General features: G+C 74.7%; 15 protein-coding genes and 1 pseudogene. 1 reads left to right on the top strand and 15 read right to left on the bottom strand.

All coding sequences use genetic code 11. From position 1 onward, the window contains the following. Positions 1-212 precede the first annotated feature (212 nt). From BS73_RS39510 to BS73_RS13205, 8 genes and pseudogenes are all read right to left on the bottom strand, one after another. Positions 213-1,001, bottom strand: a pseudogene (locus BS73_RS39510) (sensor histidine kinase); the annotation flags it as partial. 109 nt (positions 1,002-1,110) lie between these two features. Beyond that, positions 1,111-2,751, bottom strand: coding sequence for a solute symporter family protein (locus tag BS73_RS13175; protein ID WP_051939883.1), 1,641 nt, complete (start codon positions 2,749-2,751; stop codon positions 1,111-1,113). A 95-nt stretch (positions 2,752-2,846) separates the two neighbouring features. Then, positions 2,847-3,137, bottom strand: coding sequence for a DUF485 domain-containing protein (locus tag BS73_RS38725; RefSeq protein WP_200886691.1), 291 nt, complete (start codon positions 3,135-3,137; stop codon positions 2,847-2,849). Positions 3,138-3,358: 221 nt separating this feature from the next. Beyond that, entirely contained in the window at positions 3,359-4,072 is a 714-nt protein-coding gene (locus BS73_RS13185; protein WP_037572028.1) for a hypothetical protein, read from the bottom strand. Between the two features lie 456 nt (positions 4,073-4,528). Further along, the gene (locus BS73_RS13190) at positions 4,529-5,215 is read right to left on the bottom strand and encodes a response regulator (RefSeq protein WP_235215659.1); all 687 of its coding nucleotides are present in this window, start codon (positions 5,213-5,215) and stop codon (positions 4,529-4,531) included. Between the two features lie 165 nt (positions 5,216-5,380). Next, on the bottom strand, positions 5,381-6,619 hold the full coding sequence (locus BS73_RS13195; RefSeq protein ID WP_037579404.1) for a sensor histidine kinase: 1,239 nt from the start codon (positions 6,617-6,619) through the stop codon (positions 5,381-5,383). Positions 6,620-6,701: 82 nt separating this feature from the next. Then, entirely contained in the window at positions 6,702-7,202 is a 501-nt protein-coding gene (locus tag BS73_RS13200) for a hypothetical protein (protein ID WP_037572033.1), read from the bottom strand. 117 nt (positions 7,203-7,319) lie between these two features. Next, the gene (locus tag BS73_RS13205) at positions 7,320-9,434 is read right to left on the bottom strand and encodes a DNA gyrase/topoisomerase IV subunit B (RefSeq protein WP_037572035.1); all 2,115 of its coding nucleotides are present in this window, start codon (positions 9,432-9,434) and stop codon (positions 7,320-7,322) included. Between the two features lie 643 nt (positions 9,435-10,077). Between BS73_RS13205 and BS73_RS13210 the strand changes: the two genes are divergently transcribed. Next, positions 10,078-10,308, top strand: a complete 231-nt coding sequence (locus BS73_RS13210; RefSeq protein WP_037572038.1) for a DUF7455 domain-containing protein — start codon at positions 10,078-10,080, stop codon at positions 10,306-10,308. Positions 10,309-10,536: 228 nt separating this feature from the next. Here the strand turns inward: BS73_RS13210 and BS73_RS13215 are convergent, their stop codons facing one another. The 7 genes from BS73_RS13215 to BS73_RS13245 form a co-directional block, all read right to left on the bottom strand. Beyond that, complete coding sequence (locus BS73_RS13215) at positions 10,537-11,295, bottom strand: S1 family peptidase (protein WP_084704645.1); 759 nt, start codon at positions 11,293-11,295, stop codon at positions 10,537-10,539. 331 nt (positions 11,296-11,626) lie between these two features. Beyond that, positions 11,627-13,288: an RNA polymerase sigma factor gene (locus BS73_RS13220; protein WP_037572041.1), complete on the bottom strand. Its 1,662-nt coding sequence runs from the start codon at positions 13,286-13,288 to the stop codon at positions 11,627-11,629. A 460-nt stretch (positions 13,289-13,748) separates the two neighbouring features. Then, positions 13,749-14,777 carry a FadR/GntR family transcriptional regulator gene (locus BS73_RS13225; RefSeq protein WP_322987262.1) on the bottom strand — a complete coding sequence of 343 codons (1,029 nt, stop codon included), beginning with the start codon at positions 14,775-14,777 and terminating at the stop codon, positions 13,749-13,751. A gap of 205 nt (positions 14,778-14,982) precedes the next feature. Continuing rightward, a complete protein-coding gene (locus BS73_RS13230) occupies positions 14,983-15,804 on the bottom strand; it encodes a hypothetical protein (protein WP_051939886.1) in 822 nt (273 codons plus the stop codon). 4 nt (positions 15,805-15,808) lie between these two features. After that, positions 15,809-17,527 carry an ATP-binding cassette domain-containing protein gene (locus BS73_RS39515; protein WP_051939887.1) on the bottom strand — a complete coding sequence of 573 codons (1,719 nt, stop codon included), beginning with the start codon at positions 17,525-17,527 and terminating at the stop codon, positions 15,809-15,811. A 196-nt stretch (positions 17,528-17,723) separates the two neighbouring features. Beyond that, the gene (locus BS73_RS13240; protein ID WP_037572048.1) at positions 17,724-18,497 is read right to left on the bottom strand and encodes an NUDIX hydrolase; all 774 of its coding nucleotides are present in this window, start codon (positions 18,495-18,497) and stop codon (positions 17,724-17,726) included. Between the two features lie 63 nt (positions 18,498-18,560). Beyond that, entirely contained in the window at positions 18,561-20,849 is a 2,289-nt protein-coding gene (locus tag BS73_RS13245) for a glycogen debranching N-terminal domain-containing protein (protein WP_235215400.1), read from the bottom strand. Positions 20,850-20,910 lie beyond the last annotated feature (61 nt).

Raw genomic sequence — 20,910 nt, forward strand, 5'->3', positions numbered from 1 at the left:
GCGCCGAGCCGGCGCCCGTGGAGCACCACCGGCATCCGGTTGACCGCCAGGCAGTGGCCGTCGGTGAGCACCACCAGGTCGCTGCCGGTCAGGGTGCCGTCCAGGGCGCCGCGCAGCCTGCCCTCCGGCAGGAGGTCCTCCAGCCGGCAGCCGAGCGCGCTGCCGAACCCGAGCAGCCGCCGCGCCTCGTCGTTGACCAGGCTGATCCGCTCCTGAGGGTCGAAGGCGATCACGCCCTCGCGGATGCCGTGGAGCATCGCCTCGCGGTCCTGGAGCAGCCCGGCGATCTCCTCCAGTTCCAGCCCGAAGGTGGTCCGCTTGAGGCGGCGGGCGAGCAGGGCGGAGGCGATCGCGCCGAGGGCCAGGGCGATGCTCGCGAAGAGCCCGAAGACCGGCAGCTCGCGCCAGAGCTCGTCGACCGCGTTGCTCTCCAGGATGCCGACCGACACCTCGCCGACCAGGTTTCCGTCCGGCGCGAGGAGGGGTGCCTTGCCGTTGGCCGAGCGGCCGGTGGAGCCGTTGTTGATGCCGACGTGGGGCTGCCCGTCCAGGACCGCGATCGGCTCCGTGACCCGCTTGCCGATCAGCGCCGGGTTCGGGTGGGAGTGGCGCACCCGGTTCAGGTCGATGACGACCACGTAGCGGGCCGAGGTCGCCGCAGCGTAGCGCTGGGCGGCCGTCTGGATCACCGAGTCCGGACCGTCCTCGGCCATCGCCGTGCGGATCGCGGGGTCGCTGGCGGCGGCCTCGGCGATGGACAGCGCCTCGTGCTCGTACTGCCGGTCGATCTCGGCCCGCTGGGCCAGGGCCAGCAGCACGAAGCCGATCGCCGAGGTGAGCGCCAGGATGAGCAGCTGGTTCTGCAGGATCCGGGTGGAGAGCCGCCGCTTGCCCTCCCGTCTGAACTCCCGTCCTCGCACGTCGGCACCACCTAGTCTCACGGGGCGCGAGCCCCGTTGCCGCGCGCCTGCTGCCTCGCGATTGTCCATGCAGACGGGCATTCTGCCCAGCCCCGTCCCGTCGAGCAGAACGCGCAGAACGCGCGAAACCGGCGGCCGGCGCCGCAGGTGAGCGGCGCCGGCCGCCGTTCCGGACGGCGCGCGGGGTCGGCTACACCGCCCCCGCGCCGGTCAGTGCGCGGACCTCGAGCTCGGCATAGGCGTCCGGATCGGCGCTCCGCCGGGAGGTCACCGTCCCCAGCCAGCCGGCCAGGAATCCGCACGGAATGGAGACGACCCCGGGGTTCTGCAGCGGGAACCAGTGGAAGTCGACTCCGGGGAAGACCGACGAGGGGCTCCCCGAGACCACCGGCGAGAACGCCACCAGCAGCAGCGCCGGAATCAGCCCCCCGTACGTCGCCCACACCGCCCCGCGGGTGGTGAACCGCCGCCAGAAGAGGTTGAAGAGCAGCGTCGGCAGATTCGCCGAGGCGGCGATCGCGAAGGCCAGCCCCACCAGCGAGGCCACGTTCAGCTTCTGCGCGAAGAGGCTGAGCACGATCGCGATCGCGCCGACCCCGACCGCCGCGCCCCGGGCCACCGCCACCTCGTCCGCCTCGCTCGGCGTCGGCTCGTCCGCCCGGCGGAACGCGCGGGCCCACAGGTCATGGGCGAACGCCACCGAGGAGGCCATGGTCAGCCCGGCCACCACCGCCAGGACGGTGGCGAAGGCCACCGCCGCGATGACCGCGAAGAGCACCGCGCCGCCGGTGCTGCCGGCGCCTCCGCCGAGCACCTGGGCCAGCAGCGGTACGGCGGTGTTGCCGGCCGCGTTGGACGCCCGCACCCGGTCCGCGCCGACCAGCGCCGCGGCGCCCAGCCCCAGAATGATCATCATCAGATAGAACCCGCCGACCAGGCCGATCGCCCACAGCGCGGAGCGCCGGGCGGCCCGCGCTGTCGGCACGGTGTAGAAGCGGGACAGGATGTGCGGCAGCCCGCCGGTGCCGAGCACCAGCGCGAGCCCGAGGCTGACGAAGTCCAGCCGGTTCTGCCAGCTCCCCCCGTAGGTGAGCCCGGGGCGGAGATACGCGTCGCCGAAGCCGGAGCCGCGGGCCGCGTGGGACAGCAGCTCGGAGACGTTCCCGTGGAAGCGGATCAGCACCAGCGCGCAGAGCAGAACCGTTCCGCCGAGCAGCAGGACCGCCTTGATGATCTGGATCCAGGTGGTCGCCCGCATCCCGCCGATCGCGACGTAGACCGTCATCAGCGCGCCCACCCCGACGATCGACCAGGCCCGGGCGGCGTCGGTGTTCTGCCCGAGCAGCATCGCGACCACGCTGCCCGCACCGACCATCTGCGCCAGCAGGTAGAAGAGCGCCACCACCATCGAGGCGACCCCGGTCGCGGCCCGCACCGGCCGCTGCCGCATCCGCACCGAGAGGACGTCGGCCAGGGTGTACCGCCCGGTGTTGCGGACCAGTTCGGCGAGGAGCACCAGCACCACCAGCCAGCCGACCAGGAAGCCGATGGTGTAGAGCAGCCCGTCGTAGCCGTAGAGGGCGATGAGACCGGTGACGCCGAGGAAGGAGGCGGCGGACATGTAGTCGCCGGAGATGGCGAAACCGTTCTGCATGGGGGTGAACTGGCGGCCGCCGGTGTAGTACTCCTCCGCGGCGCGGACCCGGCGGCCGGCCCAGACGGTGACTCCGAGGGTGACCAGCACCACGGCGCTGAACAGGGCGGTGGAGAGCGCCTGGTGGGCGTTGTGCGGCTGACCGCCGCCGGCTGCGGCGAGGAGGTTCGCGTGCATGGCTGATCCCGGTCCTGTCGGTGCTGTCGGTGCTGACGGTCCTATCGGGCCTATCGGGCCTATCGGTCCGGTGTCCGCCGCCGTCGAGGCTGCGGTCACCGGAGCCGGTCCTGGGTGTCCCAGCGCAGGCCGAGGGCGGCCCGGTCCCGCTTGAGCCGGGCGTGCCGGGCGTAGAGGGCGGCGACCGCGAAGGTGGTCACGAACTGCGCGATGCCGAGCAGCCAGGCGAGGTTGATCGAGCCGATCAGCGGCCGCGCCATCAACTGCGGCAGAGTGACCGCGCCGACCACGTAGAGGAGGTACCAGAGGAGGAAGAACACGCAGGCCGGAAAGGCGAACCCGCGGTACCGCCCGCGGATCTCCCGGAACTCCGCGCTGGCCTGCACCCCGCGATAGACCCGCGCCCGCTCCGCGTCCGCCGACCGCGCGGCGGTGCGGTCGTCCGCCGCCGGCTCCGCGCCCCGGCCCGCGAGGCCCGCGGACGGCGCCGAGGGCTCGGGGGGCCCGGACGGCTCGGACGGCTGAGACGGCTCGTACGGCGCCGACGGCTCGGAGGGCGTGCCCTCCCCCTCGGCGGTCTCCGCCGCTGCCGCTCCCGGCAGGTCGGCTACTGCCCGCGCGAGGATGGCGGCACCCCCGTCGGCCCCCGCCCGGCGGCCTCGTCCGCTGCCGCCGCGGCCCGCGCGGCGACCGAACCGCCCCGGGACCCGGAAGCCCACTCCTCCGCCAGGGCCCGCGCGGCGGCCGGGTCTCCGTCGGCCGCCGCCCGCCCGGCCACCGCCGCACCGGCCGCCCGCTGCCGCCCAGAGGCCCACTGCTCGGCCAGCGCCCGCGCGGCGGCGACGTCGCCGGCAATGCTCTGCCGAGCGGACGTCCGCAGCTCGTCGGCCGGCTGCTCGCCAGTGACGGCGACGCCCGCCGGCGTGGAAACCGGCTGAGCGCCGGCGGACGCGACCTGCCCGCCGGCCCCGGGACCGGCCGCCGACGCCCACGCGGCATCGGCACCGGCACCGGCATCCCCGCCGCCTGGAGCGGCGAACGGCCACTGGCCGGGGGTCGGCTGCCGCTCAGTGACGGCGGCGTCCTCCCGCTCGGCCGTGCGCTGTAACGGCAGCGCCCGCGCGACGGCGGCGGTGACGGCGTCGGTCTGGGCGGCGCTGTCGTCCGTGACCGGGGCGTCCACGGCAAGCCTGCTCGCGGCGGCGGCCGCGGCGGCCGCGGCGGCACGGTCGGTGGTGGCGCGGCCCGCGGCCACTCCGGCGGCGGCGATGCGGAGCGCGGCGGCGGCTCGGGCGGAGGCCTTGGCCTGCGCGTCGGCCAACCTGGCCGGATCCTCGGCCGGTGAGCCGACCGGGCCCTTGGCCAGAGACGGCGGAACCGCCGCGTCGGTCAACGCGTCTGACGAGGTATCGGCGGACGGGGACGCCGTCGGCTCACGCGGCGTCGGCGGTGACCACCAGTCGAAGCCGGCCTCCCGCCCGAGCGGCGGGTCCGCCTCCTGCGGATACCCCTCTGGATGCGCCTCTGGGTGTTCCTGCGGGTGCTCCCGTGGATGGTCCTGTGGGCCCTCTCTCAGGCCCGCGCTGGCCGGCACGCGTTGCTGGGCACGCGCGCCGGGGTGGTGCTGATGACGCATTGCTGCTCCCCGTGCCGGTGATGCTGGCGCGCGGTCCGTACCATCGGCGCGCCCGGGCCCCCAGCTTGCGGAGGGGGGCCGGAGGGCCGCCCGGCGATCCTCACACATTCACCCCATCAGGTGACGATGTTTCATAAGTGCTTAAGGACGCGGTCGAAGGCCGTGTTCGTAGGCATAGCGCACCGCCTGCGCGCGGTCCCGCACGCCGGTCTTGGCGAAGAGGTTGTTGATGTGGGTCTTCACCGTCGCGACCGAGACGAACAACCGGTCGGCGATCTCCCCGTTGGAGAGCCCCTCCGCGATCAGCCCCAGGACCTCGGCCTCCCGGCCGGTCAGCCCGTCCGGCAGCTCGGCGGGTGAACCCGCCCCACCGGCCCCACCGGCCCCGCTCGCCGCGCCCACGCCCGCGCCCGCGCCGCCCCCGGGCGCCGGAGCCTGCGAAGGCTCCCACGCCGCGGCGTGAGCCCCCGTCAGCCGCTCCAGCAGACGCCGCTGCACGCCCGGTGCGAGCCCCGCCGCGCCGGAGCGGACGTCCGCGATCGCGCGGGCGATCTCCTCCCCGCCGGCGTCCTTGGTGAGATAGCCCCGGGCCCCGGCCTGCAGCGCGGGGAAGAGCGAGTCGTCGTCGGCGTAGGTGGTGAGGACGACCACCTCGGTGCGCGGATGCTCGGCGCGGATCCTGGCGGTCGCGGCGACGCCGTCCAGCCGCGGCATCCGCAGGTCCATCAGGACGACGTCCGGCTTCTGCTCGGCGACCAGCCGGACGGCCTCCTCGCCGTCCGCGGCGGAGCCGACGACCTCGATCCCCGGCAGCAGACCGAGCAGCATCACGATTCCCTCGCGCACGACCGTCTGATCGTCCGCAACGACCACCCGGGTCACGTCGTCTCCTCCCACCCGCTCGACGATACCCGCAGCGAAGGCGCGTTCCGCCGCCGCACCGCCCCGTCACCGCGGCCGCACCGCCCCAGCACCGCCCCAACCGCCCCGGCGTCACGTGGGCAGCCGCACCCGCACCGCGAAACCGCCCTCCGGCGTGGGCCCGACGGTCGTCTCCCCGCCGAGCAGCTTGACCCGCTCGCGCATCCCGGTCAGCCCGTAGCCGCTCCCGGAGGCGGCCAGCCCGGCCGGCGCGGTAGGCCCGGCCGAGCCGGCGGCCCCGCCGCCGTCCGCGCCCTCGGTGGGCGTCCCGCGCCGCTCCCCCGGCGGCGGCCCGTTCACCACCGCCAACTCGACCGCCCCGTCGTCCAGGTAACGCAGCGTCAGCGCCAGCTCCGCCCCCGGCGCGTGCTTGCGGACATTGGTGACCCCCTCCTGCGCCGTGCGCCGGACCGCCTCGCCGACCGCAGCCGCCAGCGGCCTCGGCACCCCCCGCACGGTCAGCTCGGCGCCCTCCCGGGCGGCCAGTTCGGCGAGGTACTCCCCCACCGGGACGATCTCTCCGCGCAGCGCGGAGAGCGCCCTGCGGGTCTCCTCCAGGCCCTCCTGGGCCATCCTGCGGGCCGCCACCACCCGCTCCCGGACGTCTCCGCGCTCCGCCCCGGCGTCGATCATCAACCGGGCCGCCTCCAGGTGGACCAGCTGCGCGGAGAGGCTGTGTGCCAGCACGTCGTGGATGTCCCGGGCGATCCGCCCGCGCTCGGCCAGCGCGGCGGCCTCCGCCTCGGCGGCGTGCATCTCCCGCTCCTGCCGGAGCATCCGGTGGGTCGCGGCCCGCTGCTCCCGGTCCTGCCGCAGCACGTAGCCGAAGACCATCAGCCCCAGGCAGGCGGTGCCGAAGTTGCCCCAGAACACGGTGCTCCACAGCACCGTCGCGGCCACCACGGCGCAGAAGCCGAAGGAGAGGGCGGCCATCGCCGGCAGCCGCTGCGCCGACACGAAGCAGACCAGGACGATCAGCAGCCCGCCCAGCGCCCAGCCCTTGACCAGCGGCAGCGCCAGACCCATCGCGCCGAGCGCGGTCAGCACCGCCAGCGAGGGCACCAGGCGCCGCGCGCTTGAGACCCGGATGAAGGCCCAGATCCCCAGCGAGGCCAGTCCGGCCGCCACGATGATCAGCGCCGCGTGCCAGAGGGGGCGGGACCCGCGGGAGGCCAGGTCGCCCCAGACCACCCCGATCAGCGCCACCCAGCGGACGGCCACCGCGAGCCGGCGCCGGGTCGGGTGGAAGCCCTCCCGGCGCAGCGACTCCTCGGACGGCCATCCGAACCAGAAGTCGTGCTGCCCGTCCACCGGCTCCCACCTGTACCCGCCCGCCGTCGCCGGCGCCGCCGTCCGCCGCGCCCCGGAGGCCCCGAGGTCGGCTGACCCGGCGTCAGCCCGCAGCAGAGACACGGTACGTCGGCTCCAGCTCGCGCGCCCGCCACATCACCACGCCGTTCCGCACCAGCAGCAGCGCCGCCACCGAGACCAGCAAGGCGCCGGACCCGGAGTGGACGCCCATCGCCGCGCCCAGCGCGTAGAGGCCCAGCCGGGCGGCGATCATCACCAGCCAGACGCCGATCGCGGCCGGGGTGCCCTTGCCGTAGACCGAGCCGTCCGACTCGCGCCACACCTTGGTGGTGAACCCCCAGGCGCAGGCCAGCGCCGCCTCCACGACGACTCCGGCGACCAGCAGGGCGATCGAGGCCCCCTGGTGCGCCTTGTCGACCAGGCCCTTCTCGGAGACCGCCAGCACCACCAGCACGATGGGCAGCACGAGGAACTTCCGCGGGTTCGCCCCGGGACCCGCGTACTTCCGGGTCGAGAACTGCCGGGCGATGATCAGAACGGCTACGGCGATCCCCACGACCACGTTGACCAGGCTTGTGTCCATGCCCCCGAAACTACGGACGGATCGCCGTTCCGCCCTCGGCGCCCGGGTGGATTCCGGGGCGGAGCCGGCCCGCCGGTGCCCTCCACCCCCGGGTGGAGGGCACCGGCGCGACCCGCCTCAGATGTCGATCCGCGACCTGTCCAGGGTGGCCGCCGAGTTCACGATGAACTCCTTGCGGGGCGCGACGTCGTTGCCCATCAGCAGGTCGAAGACCCGCTCCGCGGCCTCCAGGTCGCCCAGGTTGATCCGCCGCAGGGTGCGGTGCCGCGGGTCCAGGGTGGTCTCCGCCAGCTGGTCGGCGTCCATCTCGCCGAGGCCCTTGTACCGCTGCACCGGCTCCTTCCAGCGCTGCCCCTTGCGCTGCAGGTCCAGCAGCGTCGAGTGGAGCTCCGCGTCCGAGTAGGTGTAGACGTACTTCTCCTGGCCCTTGCGCGGGTTGCTGAGCTCGACCCGGTGCAGCGGCGGCACCGCGGCGAAGACCCGGCCGGCCTCGACCATCGGCCGCATGTACCGCTGGAAGAGGGTCAGCAGCAGGGTCCGGATGTGGGCGCCGTCGACGTCGGCGTCGGCGAGCAGCACGATCTTGCCGTAGCGGGCCTGGTCGATGTCGAAGGTCCGCCCGGAGCCGGCTCCTATCACCTGGATGATCGCCGCGCACTCGGCGTTCTTGAGGACGTCGCTCACGGACGCCTTCTGGACGTTGAGGATCTTGCCACGGATCGGCAGCAGCGCCTGGAACTCGGAGTTGCGGGCCAGCTTGGCGGTGCCAAGCGCCGAGTCGCCCTCGACGATGAAGAGCTCGCTGCGGTCCACGTCGTCGCTGCGGCAGTCGGCCAGCTTGGCCGGCAGCGAGGAGGACTCCAGGGCGGTCTTCCGCCGCTGCGCCTCCTTGTGCTGGCGGGCGGCGACCCGGGTCCTGGCGGCCGCCACCACCTTCTCCATCACCGTGCGGGCCTGCGCCTTGGCGTCCCGCTTGGTGGAGGTGAGGAAGGCCTTCAGCTCCTTGGCGACCACGTTGGCCACGATCCGGTTGGCCGCCGAGGTGCCCAGCACCTCCTTGGTCTGGCCCTCGAACTGCGGCTCGGCCAGCCGGACGGTGACCACCGCGGTCAGCCCCTCGGTGGCGTCGTCCTTGGTGACGTCGTCCTCGGCGACGCGCAGCAGCTTGGCGCCGCGCAGGGCCTCGTTGAGGGTCCGGGTGAGCGAGCGCTCGAAGCCGGAGACGTGGGTGCCGCCCTTGGGGGTGGCGATGATGTTGACGAAGGAGCGGAGGGTGGTGTCGTAGCCGGTGCCCCAGCGCAGGGCGACGTCCACCCCGAGCGAGCGGGTCACCTCGGTCGGGGTCATGTGCCCCTGCTCGTCGAGGACGGGAACGGTCTCCTTGAAGGTGCCCTCGCCGGAGAGCCGCAGCACGTCGCAGACCGGCTTGTCCGGCGCCAGGTACTCGCAGAACTCGGCGATCCCGCCGTCGTACTTGAAGACCTGCTCGTCGGTCTCCGCGCCGTCGATGTGGCGCTCGTCACGGACCGTCAGCTTCAGGCCGGGGACCAGGAAGGCGGTCTGCCGGGCGCGGTTGTGGAGGTTCTCCAGGGAGAGCCGGGCGTCCTTGAGGAAGATCTGCCGGTCGGCCCAGTAGCGGATCCTGGTGCCGCTGCGCGCCTTGGGGATCTTCTTGGTCTTCCGCAGCCCGTTGCCGGGCTGGAACTTGCCGTCCGGGCCGGCCGAGGCGAACTGGCCTGGCATGCCGCGCCGGAAGCTGATCGCATGGGTCGCCCCGCCCCGGTCCACCTCGACGTCCAGGCGCGAGGAGAGGGCGTTCACCACCGAGGCGCCCACGCCGTGCAGACCGCCGGAGGCGGCGTACGAGCCGCCGCCGAACTTGCCGCCCGCGTGCAGCTTGGTCATCACGACCTCGACGCCGGAGAGCCCGGTCTTGGGCTCGACGTCGACCGGGATGCCGCGGGCGTTGTCGATGACCTCGACCGAGCCGTCCTCGTGCAGCACGACCTCGATGGCGTCGCCGTAGCCGGCCAGGGCCTCGTCCACCGAGTTGTCGATGATCTCCCAGAGGCAGTGCATCAGGCCGCGGCTGTCCGTGGACCCGATGTACATCCCGGGGCGCTTGCGCACCGCCTCGAGCCCCTCCAGGACGAGCAGGTGCCGCGCGGTGTAGTTGGAGCCGTCGTCAGCGCGCAGGGCTGGCGCGGTGGTCGCGGTCGTCTGGGCGGTCACGCGGGTGCTGCTCCTCTGTCCGTTGCTCATTCCGTTTTCGCGCCGGCAGGGTTCCGACGCCGCGTCCGGGTAGTTCCGACGCAGCCTTCCGCTTACGCGGTCCGCGAACACGGATCGCGGGGGGAGTGGTCTCCGCCGGCGCGAACCGGGCCCGGGCGGGCCTGGTGCAGTATCGCCGACTCCCCCCTGCGGAATGGGCTCATCGCGCAGAACTGCCGGGATGCAGGCTACCGGTGGGCGTCCCGGTGTTGCCGCTCCGACCTGCCTCCCGAATCCATCCTACCCGGGTTTTCGTACGTTCGTTCGATAACTCGATGGTGTGAGAGATCCGGCATCCTGGACCAGGCATGAACCGGACGCGCCTGGGGCACGTCCTCTCCAACAACACGAGATCCATCGGGATCCCTGCATCCCGACCCTCGAAGCACGATAGAAATGAGGGGAGACCGCCGGACCCGGCCACCCGACCGAGAGCCAGCACGAGAGCGCAGCATCCAGCGACAACCGTCCCTGACCGCCGCCAACCGGTCGCCCGACCGGGCCGCGAGCACCGCACAGAAAAAATGCCGTGAGCGGGAACGTTTTCGGCCCGGCTGGATGTTGACCCTGGTACGACAGCTCGTCGAGCTAGAGAAGAGGCGACGTGACTACAGTTCTGACCCCCGCGAGCCCGCTGACCGCGGCCGACCGCTGCGACCGGTGCGGCGCCCAGGCCTACCTGCGCGTTGTGCTGACCTCCGGCGGAGAGCTGCTCTTCTGCGCCCACCACGGCCGCAAGTTCGAGCCGGAGCTCAAGAAGATCGCAGCTGAAATACAGGACGAGACCGACCGGCTGACCGGGACTTCGGCCTCCGCGAGCGACGAGGAGCGCTGACGGCGGCGCCTGCCCACCAGGACGACGGAGCCCAGGACAGCACGGAGAGCCCCGAAACGTGACGAGCTGACCCCGGCCAGGCCGGGAGAGGCGGCGGATCCCTCAGGATCCGCCGCCTCTTGCTGTTCCGGGGCATTTGCCGTTCCGGCCCGCGTTTCGGCCACGGGCCGGGCCGGGGGGCTTCCGGCCGCACTGGGCGCCGGGCGCCCAGCGCCTATGACCCTCCGCTCACAGTTGCGCGCGGACCGTGTCCGCCACCGCCGACAGCCGGGTGTACACCCCGGGGTGGCCCGCCTCGGCGCAGCCGGTGCCCCAGGAGACCAGCCCGACCAGCCGGCCGGCCACCACCATCGGCCCGCCGCTGTCGCCCTGGCAGGCGTCCTTGCCGCCGCCCTGCTCGCCCGCGCACACCATCGTGCGGGCGTTGAAGGTGCCGTCCGCCCCGCCCGGGTAGTCCCGCGCGCAGGTGGCGTCCGCCACCACCGGCACCTGGACGCCGTGCAGCACCGTCGGGTACGAGCCGGTGCCCTGGTCGTCGCCCCAGCCGTAGACCTGGGCCGGCGTGCCCGCCCGGTACGGCGCCGTGGCCCCCTGGGCGACCAGCGGCAGCACCGGACGGCCGCGCTGCGGCTTCGCCAGGGTGAGCACCGCGACGTCCCACATGTTGCTGGACATCCGGTACCGCGGGTCGATCCAGACCCTGCTGACCGGGACCTCGGTGCCGGTGCTGCCCGCCAGGTCCAGCCGGCCGACGATCACCCGCAGGTCCGGCCGGTCCAGCCGCTGCCCGGTGTTCTCGTCGTAGAAGCAGTGCGCCGCCGTGACCACCTTGGTCGGGGTCAGCAGGGCGCCCCCGCAGAACTGCCCGGAGCGGGTGCCGCCGTACTCGCTGCGGCTGCCCAGGGCGACCACCCAGGGGTGCCGCTTGGGGCTGTCCGTCCAGCCGCCGACGATCGCCTGGGCGTGCGGGGAGGGGGCCAGCCACATCCAGCCCAGTGGCAGGGCGGCGGCCAGCAGGACCGGGAGCAGCCTGCGGCGGACCCGCCGCCGCCTCCCCCGCCGTCGTACCGATTCCGACCGCGCCTGCTCCGCCACCCGGTTCCTCCTGCGCGTTCCGGTGCAGGCCCCGGGGGCGGGTGCGCGCCCGGAGGCACTGCCCCACTACCGACACCACAGGGTAGGGGAATGATCACCGCTTGTGTCCAATCGGCACGCCGGGAGAACCGTCCGGAACGCCGGGAGGCCCGGAACCGGCAAGCGGTCCCGGGCCTCTGACGGCGCCTCAGGCCGAGAGATCGGCCCAGGTCGGAGGGGTTTCTCAGTCCAGGTAGTCGCGGAGCACCTGGGAGCGCGACGGGTGGCGCAGCTTGGACATGGTCTTGGACTCGATCTGGCGGATCCGCTCGCGGGTCACGCCGTAGACCTTGCCGATCTCGTCCAGCGTCTTCGGCTGACCGTCCGTCAGGCCGAAGCGCATCGAGACCACGCCGGCCTCGCGCTCGGAGAGGGTGTCCAGGACCGAGTGGAGCTGCTCCTGGAGGAGGGTGAAGGAGACCGCGTCGGCCGGGACGACCGCCTCGGAGTCCTCGATCAGGTCTCCGAACTCGCTGTCCCCGTCCTCACCCAGCGGGGTGTGGAGGGAGATCGGCTCGCGGCCGTACTTCTGGACCTCGATGACCTTCTCCGGGGTCATGTCGAGTTCCTTGGCCAGCTCCTCCGGGGTGGGCTCGCGGCCCAGGTCCTGGAGCATCTGGCGCTGCACGCGGGCCAGCTTGTTGATGACCTCGACCATGTGCACCGGGATGCGGATGGTGCGGGCCTGGTCGGCCATGGCGCGGGTGATCGCCTGCCGGATCCACCAGGTGGCGTAGGTCGAGAACTTGTAGCCCTTGGTGTAGTCGAACTTCTCCACCGCGCGGATCAGACCGAGGTTGCCCTCCTGGATCAGGTCCAGGAAGAGCATGCCGCGGCCGGTGTAGCGCTTGGCCAGCGAGACCACCAGGCGGAGGTTGGCCTCCAGCAGGTGGTTCTTGGCCCGGCGGCCGTCCTCGGCGATGATCTCCAGCTCGCGCTTGAGCTTGGGGGCGAGCTTGTCCTCGGTCGAGAGCTTGTCCTCGGCGAAGAGGCCGGCCTCGATCCGCTTGGCGAGCTCGACCTCCTGCTCCGCGTTGAGCAGCGGAACCTTGCCGATCTGCTTGAGGTAGTCCTTGACCGGGTCGGCGGTGGCGCCGGCGGCGGCGACCTGCTGGGCCGGGGCGTCGTCCTCGTCCTCGTCGGACAGGACGAAGCCCTGGTCCTCGTCGGTGCCCTCGGGGCCGGCGGCGGCCTCGTTCTCCGGCTTGTCCGCGGGGCCCGAGCCCTCGGGCAGCTCGTCCTCGGCCTCGTCGGAGCCGCCCGCGCGGGAGGTCGCCTTCTTGGCCGCGGCCTTCTTCGCGGTGGTCTTCTTGGCCGCGGTCTTCTTCGCGGCCGTCTTCTTCACCGCGGCCTTCTTCACCGGAGCGGGGCTCGCCTCTGCGTCGGCGGCCTCGACCGAGGGGATGGCGGCGGCGGCGGTCAGCGGCGCCGCGGTGGCCGCGGCGGCGGTGCGGGCGGTGACGGGCGCCGCGCCCGCGGCCGGGGCGGCCGGCCTCGCGGCGGTGCCTGCGGCGCCGTTGGCGCCGGTGGTTCCGCTGGTGCGAGGAGCCCGTGCGGCGGTGCTGCGGCCGGCGGCGCTCTTCGTGGGGACGCTCTTGCGGGGGCGCTTGGATGCGGACGGATCCGCTGCACTCACCATCAGCGTCACACCCTCCTCATCGAGGACCTGGTTGAGGCTGCGCATGACGTTCTTCCACTTGGTGACCGGGATCTGGTCCGCCTCGAAGGCGTGGCGCACGTCGTCGCCGGCGATCTGCCCCTGGGCCTTACCCCGCTCGATGAGCGCCATGAGAGCGGTGGATTCGGCGATCTCGGGCGGGAGCGAACGGGATGTGCTGGCCGACACGAACAACCTCTCGGACGTGAGTGGACGGCTCCCGGCCTGCCGCGGTGAGGCGGCTGCCAGGGCTGCTACTGGACTGGCTGACGAACTGACATCTGACGGACGGCAGTCCCGGATACGGCAGCACAGCGCCAGAGCGCGTGTCCGGTATTCCGAGAACTGCATCCACCTCCGTACACATCGCTGAGCGCTGCCAAGTGTTACGCCGCCACTTCGTGGTGCGGGTCACATCATGGACAACCATCAGAAACAACGGGTTGGAGACTGCTCCGGTTGCGTCAATCCCCCGAACCAGTGAACACGATGAACGAAGCCGACCGGAAACCGCGCAGCTCCGGCCATGCGCCACCGCCCATGCGCCACCGCCCTTCGGCACGGGCCGGCCGAGCCGGCGCGCACCGAAGGGCGGTGGACGAGTCGTTCATCAGCGGACCGGTTCGGGCCCGGCTCCGACGGCGATCGGTCAGTGCTCGCGCGGGCCGGGGACGACATGGTCCACGTGCTCGACCTCCGGGTGGACGGTGAGCAGCGAGCGCATCGCCGCCTCGGCCGCCGTGCCGTCGCCGGTGCCCAGCGCGTCCACCAGGCGGACGTGGAGGCCGACCGCGGACTCGGACGGGCGCTCGCAGGCGGTGATCGGGCCGCCGGAGACCTGGAGCGCGGAGGCGACGATCGCCGCCAGGTGCTCCAGCATCCGGTTGCCCGCCAACTGCAGGATCAGGGTGTGGAGTTCGTTGTCGGCGCGGGCGAAGGTGAGGGCCTCGCCCTGGGCCGCGGCGTGCGCCATCACCTCGGTCATCTCGACCAGGCGGTGCTGCACCTCCTCCTGGCCGTGGCCGGCGGCCAGCCGGGCGGCCAGCGGCTCGATCGCCCAGCGCAGCTCGAAGAGCTCGCGGCGCTGGTCGTCCCGCTGCGGCCCGTAGGCGCGCCACTCGATGATGTCGGGGTCGAGGAGGTTCCAGTCGGCGACCGGGCGGACCCGGGTGCCGACGTTCGGGCGGGCGCTGACCAGGCCCTTGGCCTCCAGCACCCGGAGGGACTCGCGGACCACCGTGCGGGAGACCTCGAACCGCTGGCCGATCTCCTCCGGGACCAGCGGGCGGTCCGCGCCGAGGTCGCCGGCCACGATCATCTGACCGAGCTGCTGGACGAGTTGGCCGTGCAGACCGCGGCCCCGGTTGGCGGCGGGCTTGCGGGCGGTCGCACGAAGATCGACCTCACCGGCCTCCCAGCGGAGCGCGGCGGCCGGGACCACCCGGTCGGCGGCCGCCGGACCGGAGACCTGGGACACCGGAGGTCCACCGGGACCGGACGATCCGAGCGAGGCGCCGGGGCCCGCCGCGGCGGGGGCGTGCGGGTGCGGCCGGCCTGGTCCGGCCGCCAGCCCGGAGGGCGCGGCGGAGGGGGCGAGCGGGTAGCCGTCCAGCTCACCCGGCCCGGGCTGGACGGAGCGGGCGGGGGTCATCGTGGTGTGCTGCGCAAGGGTACTCACGTCTCCTTTGTCGGCCACGGCCGGAAGCGACTTGAGCAATCTCGTGAAAAGCACACGAAAGGGTGATCGGCCAGGGCTTCGCAATTGACGTTTTATCAGGGCAGAAGCGACTTTTCGATCAGGCTGGCCGAAGCGGGCTGGCGCGGCCCGGTATCGCCGCCCGCGGGGGCCGGGCTCACCGAGCGAACCGGCTGCGGGGCCGGGGTCAGAGGCCCCTGCGACGTGGGAGCAGCACCAGGTAGCCGACCAGCAGGAGCACCACCGGCACGGCCGCCCCGGCGACGGCCGCGAGGGCGGCGGTGCCCGGCACCGTGTCCGCGGCGGCCCGCAGCCCGCTCAGGGGTCCGAACACCCAGCCCCGGCCGGAGCCGTAGGGCAGCAGCCCGTGCCAGCCGTGGCCGGCGCCCCCGGCGCCGGACGCCCCCGCCTTCCCGGCCCTCCCGGCCGCCCTGGCCGCGATCCGGCCCAGCGGCTGCACCAGCACCGGGACCACCAGCACGGCGAGCATCCCGGCCGCCGCCGCCCGGAACACCGCCGCGGCCAGCAGCCCGATCCAGCCCGCGGCCACCGAGAGGGCCAGGAAGCCGGCGAGTTGGTACGGCGCGGGCGAGCGGTCCAGCATCCCGACCATCGCCCGCCCGTCCGGGCGGGCGAAGCGGAGCAGCAGCAGACCGCCGAGCTCGGTCAGCAGGCCGAGGGCGAGGGCGTACCCGGCCACCAGGACGAGCTTGGCCGTCAGCAGCCGGAGCCGGCGCCAGGGCGAGAGCACCAGCGGCAGCAGCGACGGGTCCCGGGCCTCCCGGCCGGCGGAGAGGGCACCCACCGCGCCGGCCCCGAGGGCGGCCAGCGGCAGCGGCAGCAGCGGTACGGCGGCGGTCATCGCCCGGACCGGATCGTGCGCCCCACCGAGCAGGTGACGGACCGTCATCAGCTCGACGGCGGCGCCGGCGGCGAGCACCAGGACACCGACCCACCAGGTGGAGCGCAGTCCGGTCAGCCGCCGCCATTCGTAGGTCAGCGCGTGCATGGGCTCACTCCCCCGCTTCGGATCGCTGCTGCTCGGCGCCGTCTGCGACGGCGTCTGCGGCGGTGGTGGCGGCGACGATGCCGTCGGCGCCTCCGCCGCCTCCGCCGCCCCCGGCGCGGCCCACGGTCGCGCTGACCGAGCCGCCGGGGGCCACGACGATCACCGTCTCGTCGTCGCCGGCATCGCCGTCCGCCGCGTCCACCGGCCGGACGTCCGCGGGAGCGCCGGCAGCGGCGTCCGCGCCGTCGGTCGTGCTTCGGCCGGTCGGTGCGGCGACGGAGCCGGGGACCGCGCCGGAGACCGTGCCGGAGAGCGAGGTGGCGCCCGAGGCCGCGCCCGGCACGGGCCGGGAACGCGGGCCGGTGCGGCGGAAGTCGGCCGGGCCCTGATCGGGGTCCGTCTCGGAGGCCGCAGCCGAGACCGAGGCCGAGACCGCCACCGACCCGGACCCCGGCCGCGACGCGGGCCGAGCGTCCACGACCGCGGTGGCGGTTCGGACGGCCGCGGGGCCGTCGGGGGCCTCCGCGGCGCCGGCGGTGCTCGGCCGCCCGCCCGCCGCCGGCGCCTCGGCCGGCGCGGCGTCAGCCGCCCTCTCCGGTGTGGAGCTCCCTGGCGAGGGGGCCTGCGGCGGCGCCGGGATGGCGACCACGTCGGACGCGGCCGCCCGGCGGGCGCCGGGCCAGTCCGCCCGCCGCCGGCGCGGCGGCTCGGGGCCGAGCTCGACCAGCCGGTCGGCCAGCTCGTGCAGCAGGATGCCGTGCCGGTAGGCGAGTTCACCGATCTCGGTGCGCGGCACACCGCTCACCGAGATGCAGGCGCCGGACTCCCGGCGCACCTCGGCGCCCTGCTCGACCAGCAGATCGGCCAGCCGCCCGACCTGCGGCCCGCGCACCGCGACCTCGTCGCGCAGCCGGGTGCGGACGAACTCCTCCACGGTCTGGTCGGCCAGCAGCACCCCGCTGTGCAGGCTGACCACCCGATCCGCGAGCCCGGCTGCCTCCTTGGGGTCGGTGCAGGTGAGAAGGACCGTCCCGCCGTTGGTGGCGAAGGCGCCGAGGAAGGCGTGGAACCATTCGACGTTCTTCGGCGAGAGCCCCTGCGCGGGCGCGTCGAGCAGCAGGGTGTGCGGGTCGCCGAGGAGCGCGGCGGCGAGCGCCAGTCGCCGGCTCATCCCCGGCGAGAAGGTGCGCAGCCGGTGCTCGGCGGCGCCGGCCAGTCGGGTCTGCTCCAGCAGCTGGTCGGCGCGCCGGGCCGGCACGCCGGCCGCGGCGGCCAGCAGCCGGAGGTGGTTGCGGGCACGCCGGCCGGGGTGGCCGGGCGGCGGGCAGCGGTCCAGCCGCTCGGTGGCGGCGGCACCGCGGAGGCCGCCGCCGTGAGAACCGCCGCCGTGGGAGCTGTCGCCGTGGGAGCCGTAGCCGCCGGAGCCCCGGTCCGGTGCCGGGCCGGACGCGACGGTGTGCGAGAGGCGGCGGCCCGGACGGTCCAGGAGGGCCCCGATCTCCCGCTCCGGCCTGCGGATCCGCCGGTAGGGGCGGCCGTCGAAGAGAGCCGTGCCGCGGCCCTTCTCCAGGCCGAGCATCAGGTGGAGGGCGGTGCTCTTACCGGCGCCCGAGGGGCCGAGCAGGGCGGTGATCTGGCCTGGGCGCGCATCGAACGTCAGGTCCACCAGCGCGGGCGGGCGGCGACGTCGGTAGGCCTTGGTCAGTCCGATCACTTGGATCATGGCTGGCTCCTCAGAGTCCGGGAGCGTCCGGGACCAGCAGCACGATAGACGGACATTTTGGCTTTACCCGCCGGGCCCGACGCGGTTCGCGCCCCGGCCACCCGATTGGGTGAGGCACCGCCCCGGAGCAGCACCGCCCTTGCCCGGTACGGGGTTTGACGGCCGCTCAGGCGGCGGCGGGCCGACCCCGCGCGGCTCACTTCGCGCCGGAGGGGTCCGGCTCGGGGCGCAGCATCGGCGGGTTGAGCACGGTGGCGCCGCCGGCGCGGAACAGCTGGGCGGGCCGCCCGCCCTGACGGGTCGTCGTATTGCTGGTGGGCACCAGGAACCCCGGGGTGCCGGTGACCTTGCGGTGGAAGTTCCGCGGGTCCAGGGTCACCCCCCACACCGCCTCGTAGACCCGGCGCAGCTCGCCGACGGTGAACTCGGGCGGGCAGAAGGCGGTGGCCAGCGAGGAGTACTCGATCTTCGAGCGGGCCCGCTCCACCCCGTCGGCCAGGATCCGGGCGTGGTCGAAGGCGAGGAGCACCCCGGCCTCGCCGTCGTCGGCCCGGCCGAGCAGCTCCTCGATCGGCGCCCAGCGGACGCTGCGGACGTCGCCGCCGGCCCGCGGGGCGGGCAGGTTGGGCGCCAGCACCAGATGGGCCACGCTGACCACGCGGAGCCGCGGGTCCCGGTGCGGATGGCCGTAGGTCGCGAGCTGCTCCAGATGCGCTCCCGGCGCGCCCTCCGGAGCGCCCGGGGCGCCCTGCACCCGCAGCCCGGTCTCCACCTGGAGCTCGCGTGCCGCCGCCTCGGTCAGCCCCTCGTCGAGGCGGACGAATCCGCCCGGGAGCGCCCAGAACCCCTGGTAGGGGGCCTCGCCCCGGCGTACCACGAGGCCGCAGAGCGCGTTGTCGCGGACCGTGAGGGCGACCAGGTCGACGGTGACCGCGAAGGGTGGGAAGGCCGACGGATCGTAGCGCGACATGCGACGATCATAGTCGTCCGTCTGACGATAAAAAGCCGATCCGGGGCGCCCCGGCGGGCCCGTTCAGACGCCGAGTTGCAGGCCGGCCGGCGCCTCCTCCACCACGGCGACGCCGATCCGGCTGATCCGCACCGAGAACGGGCCGCCCGCCACCCGCAGCCCGGCCAGCTCCAGCTCCCCGAGCGGTGCGCTGCTCACCGGCCGGACCACCACCCGGCCGCCGGGCACGTCCGGCCGTACCCCGGCGAGCGCCGCCGCCACCTGCACCACCGCCGCCGAGGCGACCGCGCCCGGCCGGCAGGCGGCGGGGTGCGGCACCGGGCCGCGGGCCACCGGCGCCCGCTGCTCCCCCGCGTACATCTCCGGCAGCGTCCCGCCGAAGTGCCGTGCGGCGTCCAGGAGCCCGCCCAGCAGCGCCCCGGCCTCCCGCTCCAGGCCGATCTCGGCGAGTCCGGAGACGGCGAGCGCGGTCTCGTCCACCCGGACCGCGCCGGAGCGGTGGCCCAGCGGGCTGAACCAGGGCGACTTGGCGGTGAGGGTGCGCAGCCCCCAGCCGCAGTCCAGATCAGGCGCGGCCAGCCGGCGGGCGAGGACGCGGGCCTGGTCCGAGGCGAGGAGGCCGGGCAGCAGGGCGCCGTCCGCCGCCAGACCGGAGTCCAGCAGCTGGGCGTGGGCCGATCCGGGGCCGGGGACCGGCGCCCGGTCAGGCCCCAGGGCCGCCGCGGGCAGGCCACCTGACAGGTCGTCGATCCAGAAGTCCGCGCGGAAACGCTCGCGCAGCGCCTCCGCCCAGCCCCGCCACTCCCCGCCGCCGGGCCGGCCGAAGGCGTCCAGCAGGTCGGCCCCGTGGAGGGCGGCGCGGTGCGCCAGCGCCTGGGTCACCGCGCGGGCCGGCGGCCGGTGCTCCGGCTCCCCCGCCGCTCCGGCCGTGGCGGGGCGTAGCTCCGGCAGGAAGCCGTCCCCGGCGGCCCGGCGCAGCCTGGCCAGGAACCGCTCCGCGGTCGGCAGCAGCGCCTCCACCTGCTCCGCGGGCAGGCCCCAGCGCCAGGCCTCGGCCAGGACGGTGACGAAGAGCAGCGAGGCCGCCGTCGCCGTGCAGGCGGGCGGCTGGCCCGGCCCCGACTGCCGGAGCGGCCCCGGCAGCAGCCCCTCGGCGGCCTCCGGCCCCTCGGCCCGGCGGCGGGCGAGTGCCCGCAGGGTCCCGGCCGCCAGCGCGGTGCCGAGCGGCAGCAGCGCCCGGGCGGTCTGCAGGGCGTCCAGCGGGATCAGGCCGAACCGCCAGGGCGCGCCAGAGGCCGGATACAGGTCCGCGGGGTGGTCCGGATCGATCAGCAGAAGGCCGCGCAGCTCGTCCAGGGAGCGGTCGAGCAGCGCCGGCAGCCGGTCGTCGTCGCAGCGGGCGACGAGCCGGGACCACGGGACGGCCGCCGTGCCGCGGCCGCGCGGCAGCAGTCCGGCCCGGCCGGGCGCGGTCTGGGTCTGCACGGTCAGCTCCACCGACCAGCGGCCGGCCGGCTGGAGTTCCAGCTCCCAGCGCAGGATCCCGGCCGAGGCCAGCACCGCGTGCGGGGAGGGCACGGCGGTGACGGCGGCGGCGGTCGGCAGTCCCGGGGGCATCGGCGCCGCGGCCGACCAGCGCAGCCCGGCGGCGTGCACCCGGCCGGGCAGGTCGGGCCGGCGCTCGCCGGTGCCCACCTCGGCCAGCGGCGCGAGATCACTGCCCAGGCAGACCTCGAAGGCGAACCGGGCGGGCCGGACGCCGGCGTTGTGGACGGTGATCCGTTCGCGCCCGGCTGCCTGGCGCAGCCGCTCCACGGTGACGCCAGGATCGGGGTCCGGATCGCCCGGGACGCGTACCGCGCCGAGGAAGCGGGCGGCCCCGGCGGAGGTCGGCGAGCCGTGCAGCGGGATCGGCTCCAGTCCGCCGAGCCGTACCTCGAGGCGGGCCAGGGCGCGGACGCCGTCCCGGTAGAAGCCGTCCCAGCCGAACCCGCGCAGCTGGCCGTCCGGGCCGGAGACGGCGAGCGCCGGGGCCTCCACGCAGATCACCGCGGAGTGGGCGGCGGGCGGGTGGCCGCGCCGCCCGGAGCCGGGGGCCGTGCCCCGCCCCGGAACCGCGCCCGGCCTCGCACCGGGCGGCCCGGCGGCCGGACTCGCGCCCGGGAGGCCGTACGGGCGCCGCTGGGCCGGCCCCGGCCATGGCCCCGGCTGCGGTCCGCGCGGTCCGCGCGACCCCCTCGACTCGGGCGGCTGGCCCGGCTGTCCCGGCTGCCCCGGCTGTCCTGGCGCGCGCGGCTCCCGCGGCTCCCGCGGCTCAAGCGGCTCGCGCGGCTCGCGCAGTGCGATCGTCACCTGTGAGCTCCTCGTGGTTCTGGTGGTCCTGCGGGTAAGCCCTGCGGGGCCGCATCCTGAG

Source organism: Phaeacidiphilus oryzae TH49 (assembly GCF_000744815.1).
Lineage (GTDB): Bacteria > Actinomycetota > Actinomycetes > Streptomycetales > Streptomycetaceae > Phaeacidiphilus > Phaeacidiphilus oryzae.